The sequence below is a fragment of the Marinobacter maritimus genome (assembly GCF_007671675.1).
Taxonomy (GTDB): Bacteria; Pseudomonadota; Gammaproteobacteria; order Pseudomonadales; family Oleiphilaceae; genus Marinobacter; species Marinobacter maritimus.
In genome coordinates this window covers 96,494-113,674 of the sequence record NZ_VCGW01000007.1, presented here as the reverse complement: position 1 = coordinate 113,674, position 17,181 = coordinate 96,494, and the positions used below count along the sequence as shown (strand labels likewise).

16 protein-coding genes are annotated in these 17,181 nt (G+C 50.1%); 8 read left to right on the top strand and 8 right to left on the bottom strand.

Annotation, left to right across the window (positions count from 1 at the left end; all coding sequences use genetic code 11):
* Positions 1 to 44: 44 nt before the first annotated feature.
* The 5 genes from FFI90_RS19015 to FFI90_RS18995 all read left to right on the top strand — a co-directional run bounded on the left by FFI90_RS19015 (position 45) and on the right by FFI90_RS18995 (position 4,575).
* Entirely contained in the window at positions 45 to 314 is a 270-nt protein-coding gene (locus FFI90_RS19015; protein WP_144780337.1) for a hypothetical protein, read from the top strand.
* Between the two features lie 87 nt (positions 315 to 401).
* Positions 402 to 809 carry a hypothetical protein gene (locus FFI90_RS19010; RefSeq protein ID WP_144780336.1) on the top strand — a complete coding sequence of 136 codons (408 nt, stop codon included), beginning with the start codon at positions 402 to 404 and terminating at the stop codon, positions 807 to 809.
* 77 nt (positions 810 to 886) lie between these two features.
* Positions 887 to 1,420, top strand: a complete 534-nt coding sequence (locus tag FFI90_RS19005) for a GNAT family N-acetyltransferase (RefSeq protein WP_144780335.1) — start codon at positions 887 to 889, stop codon at positions 1,418 to 1,420.
* Positions 1,421 to 1,619: 199 nt separating this feature from the next.
* The gene (locus FFI90_RS19000; RefSeq protein ID WP_144780334.1) at positions 1,620 to 2,831 is read left to right on the top strand and encodes an NAD(P)/FAD-dependent oxidoreductase; all 1,212 of its coding nucleotides are present in this window, start codon (positions 1,620 to 1,622) and stop codon (positions 2,829 to 2,831) included.
* Positions 2,832 to 3,183: 352 nt separating this feature from the next.
* Entirely contained in the window at positions 3,184 to 4,575 is a 1,392-nt protein-coding gene (locus tag FFI90_RS18995) for a hypothetical protein (protein WP_222120536.1), read from the top strand.
* A 292-nt stretch (positions 4,576 to 4,867) separates the two neighbouring features.
* Here the strand turns inward: FFI90_RS18995 and FFI90_RS18990 are convergent, their stop codons facing one another.
* Positions 4,868 to 5,995 carry a zinc-binding dehydrogenase gene (locus tag FFI90_RS18990; RefSeq protein ID WP_144780333.1) on the bottom strand — a complete coding sequence of 376 codons (1,128 nt, stop codon included), beginning with the start codon at positions 5,993 to 5,995 and terminating at the stop codon, positions 4,868 to 4,870.
* 59 nt (positions 5,996 to 6,054) lie between these two features.
* Here FFI90_RS18990 and FFI90_RS18985 point away from each other — a divergent pair, with 59 nt between their 5' ends.
* On the top strand, positions 6,055 to 6,717 hold the full coding sequence (locus FFI90_RS18985) for a hypothetical protein (protein WP_144780332.1): 663 nt from the start codon (positions 6,055 to 6,057) through the stop codon (positions 6,715 to 6,717).
* A gap of 172 nt (positions 6,718 to 6,889) precedes the next feature.
* Here FFI90_RS18985 and FFI90_RS18980 read toward each other — a convergent pair whose 3' ends face one another.
* Positions 6,890 to 8,269 carry an NAD-dependent succinate-semialdehyde dehydrogenase gene (locus FFI90_RS18980; protein ID WP_144780331.1) on the bottom strand — a complete coding sequence of 460 codons (1,380 nt, stop codon included), beginning with the start codon at positions 8,267 to 8,269 and terminating at the stop codon, positions 6,890 to 6,892.
* A 304-nt stretch (positions 8,270 to 8,573) separates the two neighbouring features.
* Here FFI90_RS18980 and FFI90_RS18975 point away from each other — a divergent pair, with 304 nt between their 5' ends.
* Positions 8,574 to 9,398 carry an alpha/beta fold hydrolase gene (locus FFI90_RS18975; protein WP_144780330.1) on the top strand — a complete coding sequence of 275 codons (825 nt, stop codon included), beginning with the start codon at positions 8,574 to 8,576 and terminating at the stop codon, positions 9,396 to 9,398.
* Between the two features lie 61 nt (positions 9,399 to 9,459).
* A complete protein-coding gene (locus FFI90_RS18970; protein ID WP_144780329.1) occupies positions 9,460 to 10,113 on the top strand; it encodes a glutathione S-transferase in 654 nt (217 codons plus the stop codon).
* Between the two features lie 66 nt (positions 10,114 to 10,179).
* On the opposite strand, the gene FFI90_RS18965 is transcribed toward FFI90_RS18970, so the two are convergent.
* The 6 genes from FFI90_RS18965 to FFI90_RS18940 form a co-directional block, all read right to left on the bottom strand.
* Positions 10,180 to 10,788, bottom strand: coding sequence for a TetR/AcrR family transcriptional regulator (locus FFI90_RS18965; RefSeq protein WP_144780328.1), 609 nt, complete (start codon positions 10,786 to 10,788; stop codon positions 10,180 to 10,182).
* Positions 10,789 to 10,835: 47 nt separating this feature from the next.
* Positions 10,836 to 11,996 (bottom strand): flagella assembly protein FlgT middle domain-containing protein, encoded by a 1,161-nt coding sequence (locus tag FFI90_RS18960; protein WP_144780327.1) that lies wholly within the window; start codon positions 11,994 to 11,996, stop codon positions 10,836 to 10,838.
* Positions 11,984 to 12,361, bottom strand: a complete 378-nt coding sequence (locus tag FFI90_RS18955; protein WP_144780326.1) for a hypothetical protein — start codon at positions 12,359 to 12,361, stop codon at positions 11,984 to 11,986. The genes FFI90_RS18960 and FFI90_RS18955 overlap by 13 nt, the downstream gene beginning before the upstream one ends.
* Positions 12,362 to 12,447: 86 nt before the next feature.
* The gene (locus FFI90_RS18950) at positions 12,448 to 13,155 is read right to left on the bottom strand and encodes a flagellar basal body L-ring protein FlgH (protein WP_144780325.1); all 708 of its coding nucleotides are present in this window, start codon (positions 13,153 to 13,155) and stop codon (positions 12,448 to 12,450) included.
* 1,149 nt (positions 13,156 to 14,304) lie between these two features.
* The gene (locus FFI90_RS18945; RefSeq protein WP_144780324.1) at positions 14,305 to 16,047 is read right to left on the bottom strand and encodes a sensor domain-containing diguanylate cyclase; all 1,743 of its coding nucleotides are present in this window, start codon (positions 16,045 to 16,047) and stop codon (positions 14,305 to 14,307) included.
* Between the two features lie 263 nt (positions 16,048 to 16,310).
* Positions 16,311 to 17,066, bottom strand: coding sequence for an SDR family oxidoreductase (locus FFI90_RS18940; RefSeq protein WP_144780323.1), 756 nt, complete (start codon positions 17,064 to 17,066; stop codon positions 16,311 to 16,313).
* Positions 17,067 to 17,181: the final 115 nt, after the last annotated feature.

The window sequence follows — 17,181 nt, the reverse complement described above, 5'->3', positions numbered from 1 at the left end:
AGTGTCTATTTTTCGTGGGTAGGACCAACCTATAAGGAGCTGACATGGGATACAAAGCCTTACTGACACTAGACCTTGAAAATGGCGTTAGTTCAGAGAAACGAGAAAAGTTTTATGAGTATTTGAAAAAAGAAAAATGGTCTAAGCTCGCTGGCCTTACCACGGCTTGGAAATGCTCTTTCAATGACGATGTAACACGAGAAAGTGCTATTAGAGTAGTTAAGAACGATGTTGCTGGTGCTGCCAGGCATGCAGGGGTGTCTTCATATAACGCCGCTGTTCAGGTAGGAAAAGGTGAGATCGAGAAGTTTTAGGCTTAACAAACGCAGGCACGGCGACGTCTCTTCCATTGCGGCTTCGCCTCCATTCCAAAGCCGCGCATGCTGCGGGCGTTACACCGCATGAATACAACAGAGTTTGTCGTTTACTATGTGGTAGCAGTATCAGTGATTTTTTTGCTGCTCGCACTGGTGCGTTTCTCGCAACTAAAGCCGTTGTTTAGGGCCAGAAAAACGTCGGCTATGGTTGAACAGAATCATCGTGCTGCGCTGGACCGTTTGATTCAACTGGGCATCAGAGTTGAAGGGAGGGGGCCTATTCACTTTATTGCTCCTCCCCCTTACACCCCCGACGAAGAATTGGGGGTTGGTGCCAAAATGGAAGTTTGGGTTTCGGATGAACTTCCAGGGGTGATTTTGAATACTAGGCCTACATTTTTAGCATTGTTGGCTCGGTCACTGTTCCCAGCATTCTTTGTTGCGTTTGTTCTTCTGGTGCCTATCCTGCTCATTCTTCGGGGTGCATTATAGTGCTGTGTAACAAGTGACTGTGGTGTCAATCCCCAAAATTAGCCACTGTGCCAAGCGTTATTCACAGGGAGAGAACAGTGCCATTGTTTGAAACAGAGAGGTTGATTGCAAGGAAGCTATCCCATCAGGACGTTCCTGTGCTCACCACAATGCTCAGTGATCCGGAAGTCATGAAGTTCTCCGTTCGTGGAGTTTGCGACGAAGAAGCTACCCGAAAGTTCGTTGATCGGTGCCTTGAGTGTTACGCCTCTCATGGAATTGGGCCATGGGCATTGTGTGAAAAGGAATCAGGGCATTTTATCGGCTTCTGTGGCGTTGGGCCGGAGTTGGTTGGCGATGTTGAAGAAATCAATCTAGGTTATCGTCTGGCGCGCAGGTTTTGGCATCAGGGGTATGCGACAGAAGCTGTAAAAGGTGTTCTCCAGTATGCTTTCGATCAAAAACACTGCGAGTCGGTAATTGTTATTATCGAGCCGGAGCATGCAGCCTCCGTTAGGGTGACGGAGAAGGTCGGGTTCGGAGATTATACGATTCGAGAATTCCATGCCCGACCTGTGCGAGTATATCGAATGGCATGCGACGACTGGACATTGCATAACAGATTGTTGTAGTGCGTTCTGCACTTCCCCCGGTACGCATGACACATCCCAGCCTCAAACGGACGCCCTTTCCATGGCTCCTTCGTCGCCACTCCAAGGGCGCCGCTGTGCTCAGTGTTAAGAATCTGCAAACCTACGTGTTCAGTCTCCTTTGCAAGAACCTATACTGCATACGGCCCTCTCCGATTCGCCCTCAAAAAAGGATTACGATATGGACCTGAAAAGCGGTTACCCCTTCTGGGCCATCAAAAATGGCCTCATGTGCGCTTTCCCCCAGCTCAAGGCGAATATCAGTTGTGACGTGGTGGTGGTAGGAGGCGGTATTACCGGGTCGTTGATCGCTGACAATCTGGGTAAGAACGGTTTTGATGTGGTGGTGGTTGAGCAGCGCGATATCGCCTGGGGCAGTTCCGCTGCGAGCACGGCATTGTTGCAGTACGAGATTGACACCCATATGGCCGATCTGGCGCGGATGTACGGCGAGTTCCACGCGGTGGCGGCTTACAAGGCCTGTGCCGCCGCGATCACGGAGCTTCGAGATCTTGCTGATGAACTGGGCGATGTGGACTTCGGCATGCGGGAGAGCTTGTACTTCGCCAGTAAACGTGGCCACAGGGCCGAGCTGCGAGAAGAATACGACCTTCGAATAAAGCATGAGTTTGACGCCGAGTGGCTTGATGCGGGTGGCGTGAGGGAGCGGTTTGGCATCAAGGCGCCCTGTGCGATTCTAACCAAATTGGCGGCCCAGGTTGATCCATATCGTATGGCTTCCAAGCTGCTCCTCCGACTGGCAGAACGCGGCGGCAGGGTGTTTGATCGCACGGTGATTGATACCATCGAACCATCGGAAGACAAGGTTACACTGCAAACACCGGAAGGTTTCCGGATTCAGGCCAGGCATGTGGTGATGGCGGCAGGATATGCCTCGCAGAAATGGCTGAAGCAGTCGGTGGCGAAGAACCGCAGCAGTTACGCCTTTATTACCGACCCGATAGAAGAGTCAGCGCTCGGCCCGTTAGCGTCGACTATGATTTGGGAATCGGCCAGGCCTTACCTGTACATGCGGACGACGGGCGATGGCCGGCTTCTGGTCGGTGGAGATGACGACGATATCGACATCCCGGCGCGGCGGGACCGACGGGTGGATAGCAAGGCCAAAGGTTTGTGCAAGAAGGTCAGGAAACTGTTTCCGGACCTGCAGATGCGCCCGGCGTTTTCCTGGGGCGGCACGTTTGCAGAAACCGAGGATGGCCTGCCTTTTTTCGGCGAGCATCCGCAGTATGGTCCGAGGGTGCAATTCGCTCTCGCGTACGGCGGTAACGGTATCAGCTACAGTATGATTGGTGCGGATTTACTGAGGGCCAATATCGAAGGCCGCTTGCATCCCTTGGCAGGCTTATTCGGTTTTTCGCGGGTAGGCTAGCTGTGACCTACCGGGGTACATGCCTGACGGGATATTACCTCAAAAGAGTAGGCCCCGAGTCTTATAACTCTGGCAATAAACGTGAAGGCTACGTGGAGCCTGTCCCCTGCTATGGCACACTTAATTGAATTTGAGACTAAGCGGCTGCCAAGCGAGCACTGGAGCGTAAAAGCCTGACAGTTAGCGCCAGTTCTCTCCCACCCTTCGGCTTCTGGCTTTCGCCGGCTCTTGGTTTATGCTTGTTTTATCGGCAGCCCGTTGCGAGACGGCTTACGAGACTGTGATTATCAATGGTGCAGAGTGGCGGATGTAACAGGAGGTTCTGCCAGAAAAAGCCGCAAAGGAGTTTGCCATGAATAACTGCTTTTACTACGTCCGTTTCACCCTTCTTTTCGCAATGGTTATGTCACTGTCGGGCTGTATTTCAGACCAGCGCTACCGCACAGAATCCGGCGTCTGTGTTTCCTCCCACCCTCTTGAAGAATGTTCACGGCATACGCTCCAGGTATTTCAGGCACCTGAGGCTAGCGGCGAAAGCTACCACCTGGGCTTTGTAGAATTCGACGACCAGGGGCAACTCTGGGACCGTCAACAATTGAGGGAGGTGATCGACGAGGTTAATAACCTGGCCTCCAATGAGGATTTGTTGATGGTGGTGTTTGTGCATGGCTGGAAACACAGTGCGCGGCCCGCGGACAGCAATATAACCAGTTTTCGGGAATCACTGCGGCGGCTGAGCGCACTGGAATCAGCCGTGGGCGCCAGGACCGGGACACCAGCCCGGAAGGTGGTCGGTATATACCTGGGCTGGCGTGGCGGCTCCGTAAGCCTGCCTGGGTTGAAAGAGCTGACCTTCTGGGAGCGCAAGAATACGGCCCACAAAGTCGGGCGCGGCGGTGCCACGGAATTGCTCAGCCGCCTGGAGCTAGTGCAGAAAACCAAACGTGCCCAGGCCCTTGCCGATGACAAACCCAATCGTACTCGTTTTGTCGTGGTGGGGCACAGCTTTGGGGGCGCCTTGGTGTTTTCTGCAATGAGCGAGATTCTCGAGAACGGGTTTGTGCAAACCCATGGGCCCGACGCCGTAGTTAGTGATACGGTGGGCTTCGCGGATCTGGTTGTGCTGATCAACCCTGCGTTTGAGGCATCACGCTATTCGACTCTCAGCGATATGGCCAATGAGCGGCGGCGCTACTTTCCGAGCCAGTTGCCGGTGCTCGCAGTCATGACCTCCGAAGACGACGATGCCACCGGTATGGCCTTCCCTCTGGGTCGCTGGTTTTCCACGCTGTTTGAAATCGAACGCGACGCCCGGCGCTTCAACCCGGTGACCGGGGAATACGAAATCATAGATCAGGGCTCTTCGAATGTGACCGCACTGGGCCATTTCGATCCATACCTGACGCACTACCTCCGCGCAAACGATGCCCTTGAAGACCGAGAACAAGCCAGTTTCAATACGTCCGAGGCTGTTCAAACGTTTGTTGAGGCCAGCAGGGGCTGGGAGACAGACAAGAGCGGAAGCCGTATCCCATTTGAAGGCGCGGTGCTCGAACGCACGGAAACATCGGCCGGGCGCAACCCTTATTTGAATATCCGGGTGGACGGTGAATTGATTCGGGATCACAACGATATCTATGATCCACGAATTGCGAGCTTTATCCGCCAGTTGATTCTGATTTCATCTCAGAGCCTGGATAGCGATAGCCGGAAGAATTTCCGGACCAATATGGCCACGCCCTAGCTGAAGCAAAAAACCGCAAAAACCGGACAAAAACCGGGACAGATTTATTTTAAATTGAAAACCGGGACAGATTTATTTTAAATTGAAATAAATCTGTCCCAAGTTTCCAAGTTTGGAGTGGAAGCCTAACAATCACAATCACAGTCACGGCGACGGCTATTACATTGCGGCTTCGCCTTCATTCCGTAGCAGCGCGTGCTGTTGGCATTGAACAGCACGAAAAGAGATCCAGGCGGCTGGAGTCATTCTGACGCCAGCAGCCTGGGATGGCCTTGCGGCCAGACATCAAACGTTAGCTCTGTGGTTTGATCAGGAACTTCTCTCCGGTAGCCTGTTTGCCGTAAACCGCGATCGCATCCAGTTGTAAAGCACCTGCCAGGGATACTTCGTGAGTGTAGTGGCTGGCGAACGTGGTTTTGATCTCGGCGGCTATGCGTTTGCGCATGGCGATGGTGGTTTCCTTGCTCAGTTTTCCTAATGCATTAAACAATAAAAAGCCGTTCACACCCCAGGCAAAACCAAAGCTGCGGTTTATCGTGATGGGGCCGCGATCAAGCCCGCCATAGATATAAACCTGTTTATAAATGTCAGATCCATACACGCTGTATTCAGTGATGTTGCGAGCGACGGCGGCTTCCATGCAGGTGAGAATGTCACTAGCCAATTTACCGCCACCAATAGGGTCGAACGCGATGGTCGCTCCGGTTTCGATCAGTGCTTGGGTCAGGTCTGCCATGAAGCTGTCGCTACTGGAGTTAACCACATATTTGGCGCCCAATTCGCGCAGCAATGTTTCCTGTTCTGGCTTGCGGACGATATTGACCAGGTCGATGCCGTCGGCGATGCAGATGCGGTTGAGCATTTGTCCGAGGTTAGAGGCGGCGGCAGCGTGAACGATGGCCTTGTGACCTTCAGCACGCATGGTTTCGACCATGGTTAATGCCGTCAGCGGGTTCACAAAGCTAGAAGCGCCTTCGGCTGCAGTCGTACCCGGCTCTAGTTCCAGACAGCTTTGCACCTTGGCACAGAGATATTGGCGGTAGCTACCACCGCCAATTACCGCAACGGTTTTGCCCATCAAGCTTTGCGCAGCGGCTGATGAGCCCGCAGCTACCACTGTACCGGCCCCTTCGTTGCCTACGGGTATAGGCTTGCCAACCCGCTTTTTAACGGCACCCATGAACTTGGCCGGGACATCGGCACTGATGACCGGGCGCTCGGCGCTACCGGATTGGCTGGCAGTCGTCATATCGGCCGCGCTGAACATCACTCCCAGGTCAGACGGGTTAATAGGAGCAGCTTCGATGCGGATGACCACTTCGTTTTCGCCGGGCTGGGGGATCTCGATCTCGCGCAGTGCAAGTTCCAGTTTGTTGTCTTCGCTAATGGTGGAAATAAGTTCGATGTTGGTGTCCGACATTTTTTTCTCCTGAAAAGGTTAGGTCGTCTGTCAGCCCCCGATTGCCGTATTTCGGCTCGATGGCATTTATTACAGACGATGGCATCACTACAGGCTCCGTTGCTAGAAAATACTATTCAAGGCGTGAAAAATTGGGTAGAGAAAATTCTGATAAAGATCAGATATCACAGTGCCTTGGAAACTCTACGCTAACCATTGAGGGTGAATCGGAAACTCGTTACAACCTAAGCTATGCTTATTGGATGGTACAGCAAATAAAACAAAGAGCAGATGCAGACTCTACTGAACTTAAAAGGGTGATAGATATGATTTTCTTTGATGCTGTCCGTTGGCGGGGCGCTACCATTGTGGTGGCATTGTGCGGGTCGCTGGCCAGTTGCGCGGCTCTTTCTCCTGCGCCGAATTTGACCTCCGATGAAAAGAAAGCCCTCAGTACCAACCTGAACGAGAAATACAAGGCGTATCAGGATTGCATGGCCAGTGAGTCCGATCGCTTCAGCCATATCACATCGGCACCACCTTCAGACATTGCCAAGGGCGCCCAAGCGGGCTGTGAAGCTGCTTTCAGGAGTTATCATCAGGCCGTGACCAAACAGTTTACGGCCTTTGTATCAAGTGCCAGCCAAGCAGAAGCCCGAAGCCGGGCTGACCAGCATGCCAGCGATGCAAAAGATCGCACCTGGGGTCATGTTATCCAACGGGTTCTTATCCAAAGACAATAAGCCAGATCATGATTATGCTCTGGTTTGACTTCTTTGTTCTGGGGGGCGCTTTGCTCTTTGCTGTCACGCTTTGATGAAACCATGCCGTGATCATCAAAAAGCTTGAGGGCTATGTTGAGAGTGCGCCTGGGTAACGTGGCGTTACCCAGGCGCAGTGTTGGTTAAGCTTGCATCAGGACTCGCTCACCATAACAGACTTCACATTCACAAATTCGTGCATGCCAAAGCCGCCATGTTCGCGGCCATACCCGCTCTGCTTTACCCCACCAAATGGCAGGTTAGGCTTGGCCAGATTATAGCCATTGATATTGACCATACCTGTGTCAAATTCATCCCGAGCCAGGCGCAGCGCCTCGTCTTCGTCGGCGCTAAAGATGCCACCGCCCAGGCCATAAATGGAGTCATTTGCAACTCGCATAGCCTCGGCCACATCCTTTACCTTTATCAGCGCCGCTACCGGTCCAAACAGCTCATCGTCATACGCTGGCTGCCCGGGCGCCACGTTTTCCAGTACCGTGGGTGGGTAGAAGTAACCTTTGCCCTCGGGGATTTCACCACCTAAAGAACAGGTAGCGCCGGCCTCGATCGACTTGCGAACCTGCTCATGCAGGCCATCTCTGAGGTCTTCGCGAGCCATGGGGCCCATTTTGGTATCACTGTTCGTGGGATCACCAAAAGAGAGCTTCTCCATTTCAGCCAAGCAGGCATCCCTGAACTCTTCGTACACGGGCTCTTCGATAATAAAGCGCTTCGCAGCCACGCAGGTCTGGCCGACATTGTAGGTTCGGCCCTGTACGCAGATCTTCGCAGCCTTCTTGATGTCGGCGTCTGCCAGTACCAGATAGGCATCGTTGCTGCCCAGTTCCAGCACGGTTTTCTTCAGCACCTTAGCCGCTCGTTGTGCCACTGTCCGACCAGCGTTGGGGCTACCTGTAAGCGTAACGCCACGCACCAGCTTGTGTTCGATAACGGCGTCTGATACCTCATGGTCAATTAACAGCGTGCGGAAGGCGTGTTCCGGCATGCCGGCATCGCGGTAAAGTTTTTCAACTTCCAGAGCCATGCCCCACACATTGTTGGCATGTTTCAATAGCACGGTGTTACCCGCCATGAGGTTGGCGGCGCTGTAGCGAATAACCTGATAAAGCGGAAAGTTCCACGGCTGTATGCCGTAAATCACACCTTGAGGCTGATAGGAAACCACAGCACGGCCGCCCGCCAGCTCTCTTGTTTCATCCGCCAGTTCCGTGGGGCCCTGTTCTGCGGTGTACTCACAAATCGCCGCGCACAGTTCGCATTCCTGTTTGCCCTCTGCCAGGGTTTTGCCCATTTCCCGGGTCATCAGTGCGGCGTAGTCATCCTGGCGCTCCCGAATCAGGGCAGCGGTTTTGCGCAGAATATTCGCGCGCTCTTCAAACCCGGTTTTGCGCCAGTTAAGAAACGCATGATGAGTCTGCTCAATGATGCCCTCAGCTTCTTGTCTGGACATCATGGTATAGGTTTCAAGAACTTCTTCTGTGGCAGGATTGATTGTCTTGTGAGTGTTCGACATCAGTTTGCCTCCTGGATAATTAATGACAGCTGAACCTGTATTAGTTCGACCGGCATAGAATGATATTGCCAGACCAACGTAACATGGCCGGCTGACCTTAAGGGCTAAGGTTACCTAACCGTATAACTCGGTAGCGACCGGCCTGGAAGTTAGCTTGGCGGATCAGGCTGTCTTGTAAGGTAAAAATGAAAAAAGGCAAAGTTTGAGTGATTACTCAAATATAATTTGAATCATAGGTTTTCAGTCAGTAGCGTAAAGATGTAATCGATCACTTTGGAAAACGTGAACTCAAAGGAGCGCTACAATGAGTGAATCAAATCTTGAGCACCAATACCTGCAAGTAGATGGGCACCGTATTGCCTACTTGGAGCAAGGCGAAGGGGCACCGCTGATCTTACTCCACGGCATCCCGATGTCTGGCCTCCTCTGGCGCAAGATCCTCCCACAGCTGGCGCAAACACACCGGGTGATCGTGCCAGACATGCTCAATTACGGTGAATCCGATAAACCGCTTGATGCCGATGTGTCGATCGCTGCACAAAGCAAAATACTGATCGGCCTTATGGATGCACTAGGCATCCGCTGTGCAGATCTTGTGGCCCATGATATTGGCGGCGGTGTTGCCCAGATACTGGCGGTAAACCACCCGGAACGTATAAACCGGCTGGTTCTTGCCGATGCTGTCTGCTTCGACTCCTGGCCGATTCCCGAGTTCGAGCCATTACAGGAACCGGGGGCGGAAGATGACATGAGCGCTCAGGAACTGGAGCAGATGCTTCGCGACTTCCTGCCCAAGGGAATGCATGACGAATCAAACGCCACCTCTGAGCTTGCTGATATTGTTGTTCGCCCCTGGCAGGGTGAAACCGGCAAGAAAGCGTTCTTCAGAAACCTGCGCAGGCTCAATCCCGAATACACACTCGCGATTGCCGATGAGCTGAAGAATATTCCCCATCAAACTCTTGTGCTATGGGGGCAACATGATGAGTTTCAAAAGCCTAAATACGCTGAGATGCTGAGGGACGCAATACCGGACGCGCGCCTGGAATGGGTCGACGCGGCGCACTGGATAACCGAAGAGCGCCCTGCCGATGTCGCAAAAAAACTCATCGAGTTTCTCAACAGTTAGGGAACCACTGGAATCCCCTGCTCTGGGCCCATTGATCTCGATTCAACGGCGAAAAGTTACCATGGCTTCTTCACTCCACCGTCTCTACTCTTTTCGCCGCTGCCCCTATGCCATGCGTGCCCGGCTCGGTCTCTTGTTTGCCGGGTTGCAGGTGGAGCTGCGAGAGATAATCCTGAAAAACAAACCGGCTGAGATGCTCGCGATTAGCCCAAAAGGCACCGTGCCTGTTTTGCAGTGTCTTGATGGTTCAGTGATTGAGGAGAGCCGGGAGATAATGGCGTGGGCGCTAGAGCAGCAAGATCCGCAAGGGCTTTTGGATGCACAGGTTTTGCGTCAGGCCAACGCTCTGGTCGAGCAAAACGACAGCGAATTCAAGTATTGGCTGGATCGCTATAAATACGCCGACCGTCATCTTGAAATGTCCCAGACAGCGTATCGGCAACGGGGTGAAGCCTTTTTACAGGTTTTAGAGGCATTGCTGACTAAAAACCCTTTTCTGTTGGGGCCTAACGCGACCATCGCAGATATTGGCATCATGCCGTTCGTCCGCCAATTCGCCCATGTTGATCGCGATGTTTTTTACAACCTACCCTACCCGAACCTGCAGCTATGGCTAAAACACTGGCTGGAGCACCCATTTTTTCTGCAAACCATGACCAGGTTTCAGCCATGGCAAGAGGGAGATGATGTGGTGGTTTTTCATCAGCCTCCTTAGTGAGAGTCTAATACTGGCGAAGTTACGATGGGGTTCGTGTAGCGCTTATGAGGTTTTAATGCGCTATCAGCGACTCACTTCTATTCCCGCTTTAAAAATTTCAAAAACTCGGGCCGCGTAGTCCTTTGCCATAGCCATGTCATTCAGAATCAATGACTGAATTATCAATCCTTGCACACTTCCCAAGTATGATATTGCAGCAGCTTCAATGTCTATATCATTTCGAATCTCGTTCTTTAGGACCCCTTCGCGAAGTAGTAAAATAACCCTATCCCTATAATCGTTTAGCACATGGTCAATAATTACACGCGCACCTACTTTATCTGGTTTTTGAAGCTCCCCAAGCATTAGCTTGGGAACACCCGGCTTTTTGGAAATGAAAGAGATGTGAGCCAGAAACATTGCCTCAAGAGCGCGAATGGGGGACTGATACTGCTCTGAAACCCTGAAGACCTTGTCAATCATTTGTTTTGCCATCCACTTTGCCACGGCTTCCCACAAATTACCTTTATTAGGAAAATGCTTAAACAAAGCACCTTGAGAGAGATTAATTCCCTTCGCAATATCACTCGTTGTAAGTGTCGATGGATTGCTGCTACCGCACAATTCGATTACTGCCTCAATCGTCTCCGCCTGACGTTTTTCGGTTCTTTCGTAAGCTCTTTTCTTTTCCATCCAAAATGTTCTCTTCGCAGCAATTCATATAAAATTCGCGATCTACCTTACGGTGGCCCTTCGTGAACAACAATATCACCCACGCCTGCAGTATAGTCAACACTATACGTATCAACAGAAGTAATTAAACTAAACGATGGATAGGACTCAAGAACAAAATAAGGCGACATTTTGGACTCTCGATAATATTGAGCATCAGAGTCGAACCCACTCTGTACTCTATTATGAAGTACAAAGGAATCACCAACATTTACCCCTTGGATGGTTCCAGCAGAAATCATCAGGCTATCAGCGCGGCTCTCAATAACTCTTGCTCTGAGACGTGCGCATTTTATATCGCTACTAATATCTTCTACGGATCGCATTAGGATTTGGAAGATGCGGCTACCAAAAGCAGAGTTCGAAAGGCTAGCATCATTAAACTCTAAATTCAACCTATAACCAATGGGCCAAGGAGATGACTCTTTATAGCTATAGCTCTTGATCCTATTTCCTGTGATTCCATCAAACAATGAAAATGTTACACTAAAATTCCTTACAACATTACGGTAAGAATCCGGACCGGCATTCATTCTCGACAATGAAATATCATTTAATGCTCCAGAAATTAGATACTGAGCATCGTAGCGCTCTGCAATCTCTCTTATGCGGGCACTCGAATTAATTGGGTCATCACTATTGTCGAACAAAACGGGATTGTTTAAAAAACCTTTCAGAAAGAAGTCTACCCCGCTGTTTTTCATTAAATTTATAAATTTTCGATTAATAGTATCGATTTCATTTTTGAAACCACCCGAAACTGCATACCTGAGTGTTCCAACAAGAAGAGGAGAAAATACAACGGACTTTGCCATCGGGCGAACACCGCATTGATGTCTCGACTTATCAACATCCACTTTGGCAAAAGTGAGAACAATACCATCAGACTCATCTGAAGATAACGAATTTATTCTTATTGACGGCCTCGATAAATTATTACTTATTATAATATCACCAAGATAACCGATACTGAAACTTAATTCATTTATTGTCGAGGCAGATAAACCTGCTTTCAAAATAATTTCTCTGATAGCATTTTTAGCAGACACTATCTTTGCTTCAACCAAATTATTGTCAAAAACTCTTGCCTCCCCTACACCAACAAAAGAATCGGCGAAACTATCAGAACAGAAAAACAAAAAAAGGATAAAAAACCTTATCGCCACCATAACCTTTTATCCTTATCTTCCCCACGGTAATACTTATGGATCTCTTGCGCCTTTTTTGCATCTATGGATAAGTGTGTGCTGTAGAGCTTTCCATCAATGCCATGAGTCACCGTCGTGAAGCCAAAAAGCTCTCCCATAATAGAGGATGAAACTTCCTTTCTTTCTTCTCCACCTACGGATGATCGACTTTTAAGAGCGAGACGCCGACCATATACTTGCTCTACCAGCAGTGTATAAGCTTCAGACCTGGACTTTCTCATCGCCTGCAAAAGCTTATCTTCATAAGATGGCCCGGGTTGACTGTCAATGACTGCGTAACCAATAGCATCTATGTTTTCAGGAATGATTGGTGTTTCGGGTTTCATTATTCCATACCGTAATAAATCTTTTGCAGTGCACGCTGAAAGAATGGTAAATAAGAAAAAAACTATACAGCAAGATAGAGTGCGCTCTAAAATGGCCATATTTCTGAATTTCCAAGCTTTTCCATGAACCAGCCGGGTTTTTGACTTTCTGATAAACCACCCGTGCCCGAATATTCAATCCTGGCATTAGCGATCTTCGAAGAATCAATAACGTTATCGCTATCTATATCTTGATATCTAATTAGCCCGGAAATACGAATATATTCATTACCGCTATTTATCTGAACCCATTTATCTCCCCTCACAAGCAAATTGCCATTATCAAATCTTTGCACGACGGCTACGGTTACTCTACCCTGAAGTTTATTCTCCTGCCCTACATTCCCACTAGATTTTTGATCATTTTTTTGTGATATATTTAATTTAAAATCGTCCGACCCCGCCTTAAGGTTCCCTCCGGGAATTCCGATCGGTTTCAGATCTAAGTCGATATTTTTTGATATTTTAGTCGAAGCCTTTTTATCAGCTTTCGTAAGCTCATTTATCTCAACATATATAATATCACCAACGTCAAAATAATTTTTTTCTATATATAGGTTTGAGCTTCTATTTTGATCAAATAAAGAGCCTGTTATTCTCGAGCTTTTACCTTTTTCAGCAGGGATAAGAGTTGCAAAGTATAGATCGTCCGGAGATGGCAATTCGACTCTATCGTGGATTGGGCCATCACCTACCGGAAATATTTTTTGGACACTGCTAATTAATGAGTTCGCTGGTTTATTCTCCGCTTTCATTTTGGCACATCCTGTAAGAGTCAGGATAACAACAATGAAAATGAAAAAATTTTGTTTACAATTAAAATAATATTTATTTTTAATTTTTAACACTTTATTTTTCACTCAACTTAAATTATTTTAAATATTTTTCAGCTACAAATTAGAACATTTGTTAGTAACAACCTCTCGAAGGAGGTACTTAAGCTAGCCTTTCATAAAATTCAATTCGACATATTACGGACTAACTAATTATTCCCCATGACATCAGATCCAGAATGATTCTGATGCCGATATAGCCGCTCAGAAATACTACCCAATAGATAGCCACCCTCTTGTATTTGCAACGCGCCGTTGGAATTTTCATCAGAGCCCTCACCCATAGCTAGATCATCAACTCAAAGAAAGTGATCAATTACTTTCTTTAATGCTAATTGATAATTTGGGTTCGCGCAACGTGAAATATTTGTTTTTTCGGTGATTCGAGAGGCAGTAGAAGCCAAGAGGACGATCAGTGAGCAGGATGAGGCCGGCCATTTGAAGCGGCAAATCGATAGCCATGCGGTTTGAGGTGTTTAAAGGTCATATTGTAGAAATACACTCAGGTTACGAGCATTCAATTCACTTTGTGGAAGGGTGTGCCTAGCAATGCCCGACGCGTCGCTGCGGCCGGATATGCGTGAGCATGTCGTTTTACCCGGCGCCAGACCCCGGAACCAGGTCAACACATGAACAAAATCGCTTACCTGTTGTTAGTCTCCTGCTTTCTTCAAGGTTGCGCAGAAACAAGATACAGCTACACCCGCCTCATCGAAGAAAATAGCGACACAGCCGTCTTACGCCTAACCGAAAGAGACACCGCTGAGCTGTTAGCGGTTGGTAATGGGTTCCCCGGGTGGTGGGGGTACTATCCGGGAGTGATGTCAGCCGCGCCCGAAATAGCCAATGTCGACTGTGAAAATGCCAGAAGTGCACTCCCCTTTCGCGCTCCCCGGGGCACTCTTCGGCGGAGAAATCTGCAATTTGGCGGCACACGAAAAGGGTAAAACCACTCTCTACTTCGGTAATAGATACACACTCAGTGCCGAGAGTTATAACGAAAAACATGATGTAATTATTGTTGAGGATTAACGCAAATGCTGCATTCCAAAACCTCGGTAAAATAAGGACCTAGGCAGCGTCCGACGTGCGGCCAGTGGAAATCTGATTGCGCCCCTGAACCTTGGCCTGGTATAGCTCTTCGTCGGCCTTGGAAATAGCGTGCTCCAGGGTGACATGTTGAGCGTGGCGGCTGGCGACACCCACACTGATGGTGCATCGAATCACCCTGCCGCAATCATTGACCACCAGTTGCTCGATATTATGGCGAAAACGCTCAGCCACTTTGAGGGCTTCGGCTTCGTCTGTTTCCGGCAACAGAAGCGTAAACTCTTCACCACCCCAGCGGGCCAGGAGGTCGCCTTTGCGCCGGGAATTATCAAGCTCCTCGGCAATCTTCTTCAATATCCTGTCGCCGGCTGCGTGGCCATATTGATCATTGATGCTCTTGAAATGGTCAATATCGATCATAGCCACACACATACTGCTCTTATTGCGCGTAGCCAGGCTCCAAAATGATTCGGCGACAGGCAGAAAACCACGTCGATTGTTGAGGCCGGTCAGCAAATCGATTTGGGCCGTGCGCTCGGCTGTCACCCGCGCCACTTTATTTTTACGGGCCAGATCGGCCAGCGCCAACATCAACAGCATGGCATCTACCACCATGCCAATGTCCAAGGCATAGTAGCCAAGCTGGGAATAAGTAATCACGCCAGCTACCGTTAAGGCCGTAACAAAGGCACCAATAACGGAAGCCAGTGTGCCCAGCATGAAATAGCGTGCGGCTTGGTTGCCTCGCATCCAGCTCGACACGCCCATGTAGAGCATAAGCACCGTGAACACCGGCACAATCAGGAATGCCAGTTGCAGCGCCAGACCCTGTTGGTCCAAGGCGAAACAGGCCGCAAAAAGCGCGAAATAAGCCACACCGATTGTCTGGATGGTTTTGTGGAGCCATGGCCGGCGTCGTCGGGTCTTTAGAAAACTCGTGGCAAAAGCCAGACCAGAGCTGACGAAACACAGCATGAACAGCGGTGGCGCCCACTGCTGCCAGCCCACTGCATCGGGCCATAGCAGAGCCATGGCGATACCATTGTAGGACGCCGTCACGACCACGAAAATTGCCGTGTAGAGCGAGTAGAAAAGATAGCGCCGTTTCCGAAGGCCGGCGTACAGCATCAGGTTGTAGGCTGACAACGCAAACATGACGCCGTAGACGAAGCTGTAGAAGATCGCCTCTGACTGCTCTCGGCTATGGCTCACAGCAACGCTGGAAAAGTGAAGTGGCACCACCATTGGATCGGCAGTCTCAACGCGTATTAACAGACGTGTCTCGCCGGGTGGAAAGGAGTAATCGGCACTGGGTATGCGTTTGGCAACGGAACGGTGCCCCAGCGCGATGCGATCACCACTGATGAAATGCTGTGGCAGCTGGCCTTCGGTGATGAGAAAGAAATCGACCCTTTCCAGCCAGCCTGTTTCGACGGACACGCGCCGCAATATAGCGTCGTCGGTCGGATTGAAAATCTTCGCCACCAGCCACACCGCATCGGAATCGAGGCCATTGGCTAACACGCTGGACTTGGGGCGCGTCAGAGCATCCGGATCAGCACTAATCAAAGACTGAACCTCGTCAACGGAGAGCGTTTCTCCCTGTTCAACGAGATAGGCCACCCGATCGGCCATTGCGCCCTGGTAGTCGGCGCGCGCGTCAATCAGGGGCCATGCTACGTTGTCGTGTGCGGGTTCAGCCAGAGCGCATGTTGTCAGGTTCAGAATGGTCAGAAGGAAAAAGACGAACCAATGCCGTTGCACTTGATTATATTTCCGTGAATATTTCTGTATAGGTTATAGGCAAACCTGCGACATGTCATATCTTGCTGCTTGTGCATTCGGGGGGGGGTTGTGAGCCACTATCTGGGCCAGGATTGAGGAGCAGCGTTTCTAAAATCTGGATTTACGCTTGAAAAAACTGCAATCGCGATAGGAAGCAGATAGGTCAACAAGAAAATTGGTAACTCCTCAAACGAGCGTCGCCCCCGGCAAACAAAAACCGGAGGCGATGAATGCTCGATTTGTTAGCGGGTAGTGTAGCCGCCATTAGCAAAGAGTGTCTGGCCGTTTATCCACCAGCCCTCTGTCGCCAAAAACTTCACAATGGGTACGATGTCCTCAATCATCGTGAGCTGATTACCTATGGCTTGTGACTTGTGGAATTCCACACGTTCCGGGGTTTCCTGGCCATAGAAAAACGGTGTGTCCATCGGGCCTGGTGCAATGTTGTTGACCGAAATACCTCGACCGGAAAGCTCTTTGGCCGCTGCACGTGTGAAGTGTTCTACTGGTGCTTTGCCGCCGGCATAGGTTGAGTAGCCATCGGTGAATGCTGCCAACAGAGCGGTCACGATCGTGATGAGTTTGCCGTTATCGTTTAGATGCAGGCCGGCTTCTTTAATAAAGAAGTACGCGGACTTCGCGTTAACGGCCATCATCTGGTCGAACTCTGCCTCCGTTGTTTCGATGATGGGTTTGCGCAGCACCTTCCCAACGGTATTGACTGCGATATCGATGCCTCCGAAGTGGTCCTTGGCTTGTTGGAAAAGCGCCGAAACGTTGGCTGCTTTGGTAAGGTCACTCTGGATCGCAATTGCATCGCGGCCCATACCTTTGATGGCTTCCACCGTTGCGTTTGCGTCTTTCTTGGTCACATCACTATTATAATGCACCACGACGTCCGACCCGCTAGCTGCAAACTCCCGGCTGATAAGGCCACCGAGGTTCTTGGCCCCACCAGAAACAAGAGCAACTTTCCCATTCAGATCGATCTTTGCCATGATTTCTCTCCTGCAGTTTGTGAAGGGGGATCCCGGTCGAATTTGCGATACCGATCACCGTAGGTTCAGACTATGCAATTGAGATAGGCTCAGGAAGAGTGCTAATCTGCACTCA

What these genes read in the sequence shown, in the direction of transcription:
- FFI90_RS18990 (WP_144780333.1), bottom strand. Translation starts at nt 5,995, where the DNA reads ATGTCGGACACCAACATCGAACTTATTTCCACCATTAGCGAAGACAAC.
- FFI90_RS18940 (WP_144780323.1), bottom strand. Translation starts at nt 17,066, where the DNA reads ATGGCAAAGATCGATCTGAATGGGAAAGTTGCTCTTGTTTCTGGTGGG.
- FFI90_RS18980 (WP_144780331.1), bottom strand. Translation starts at nt 8,269, where the DNA reads ATGTCGAACACTCACAAGACAATCAATCCTGCCACAGAAGAAGTTCTT.
- FFI90_RS18985 (WP_144780332.1), top strand. Translation starts at nt 6,055, where the DNA reads ATGGCATTTATTACAGACGATGGCATCACTACAGGCTCCGTTGCTAGA.
- FFI90_RS18970 (WP_144780329.1), top strand. Translation starts at nt 9,460, where the DNA reads ATGGCTTCTTCACTCCACCGTCTCTACTCTTTTCGCCGCTGCCCCTAT.
- FFI90_RS18955 (WP_144780326.1), bottom strand. Translation starts at nt 12,361, where the DNA reads ATGAAACCCGAAACACCAATCATTCCTGAAAACATAGATGCTATTGGT.
- FFI90_RS19015 (WP_144780337.1), top strand. Translation starts at nt 45, where the DNA reads ATGGGATACAAAGCCTTACTGACACTAGACCTTGAAAATGGCGTTAGT.
- FFI90_RS18975 (WP_144780330.1), top strand. Translation starts at nt 8,574, where the DNA reads ATGAGTGAATCAAATCTTGAGCACCAATACCTGCAAGTAGATGGGCAC.
- FFI90_RS19010 (WP_144780336.1), top strand. Translation starts at nt 402, where the DNA reads ATGAATACAACAGAGTTTGTCGTTTACTATGTGGTAGCAGTATCAGTG.
- FFI90_RS19000 (WP_144780334.1), top strand. Translation starts at nt 1,620, where the DNA reads ATGGACCTGAAAAGCGGTTACCCCTTCTGGGCCATCAAAAATGGCCTC.
- FFI90_RS18995 (WP_222120536.1), top strand. Translation starts at nt 3,184, where the DNA reads ATGAATAACTGCTTTTACTACGTCCGTTTCACCCTTCTTTTCGCAATG.
- FFI90_RS18960 (WP_144780327.1), bottom strand. Translation starts at nt 11,996, where the DNA reads ATGGTGGCGATAAGGTTTTTTATCCTTTTTTTGTTTTTCTGTTCTGAT.
- FFI90_RS18965 (WP_144780328.1), bottom strand. Translation starts at nt 10,788, where the DNA reads ATGGAAAAGAAAAGAGCTTACGAAAGAACCGAAAAACGTCAGGCGGAG.
- FFI90_RS18950 (WP_144780325.1), bottom strand. Translation starts at nt 13,155, where the DNA reads ATGAAAGCGGAGAATAAACCAGCGAACTCATTAATTAGCAGTGTCCAA.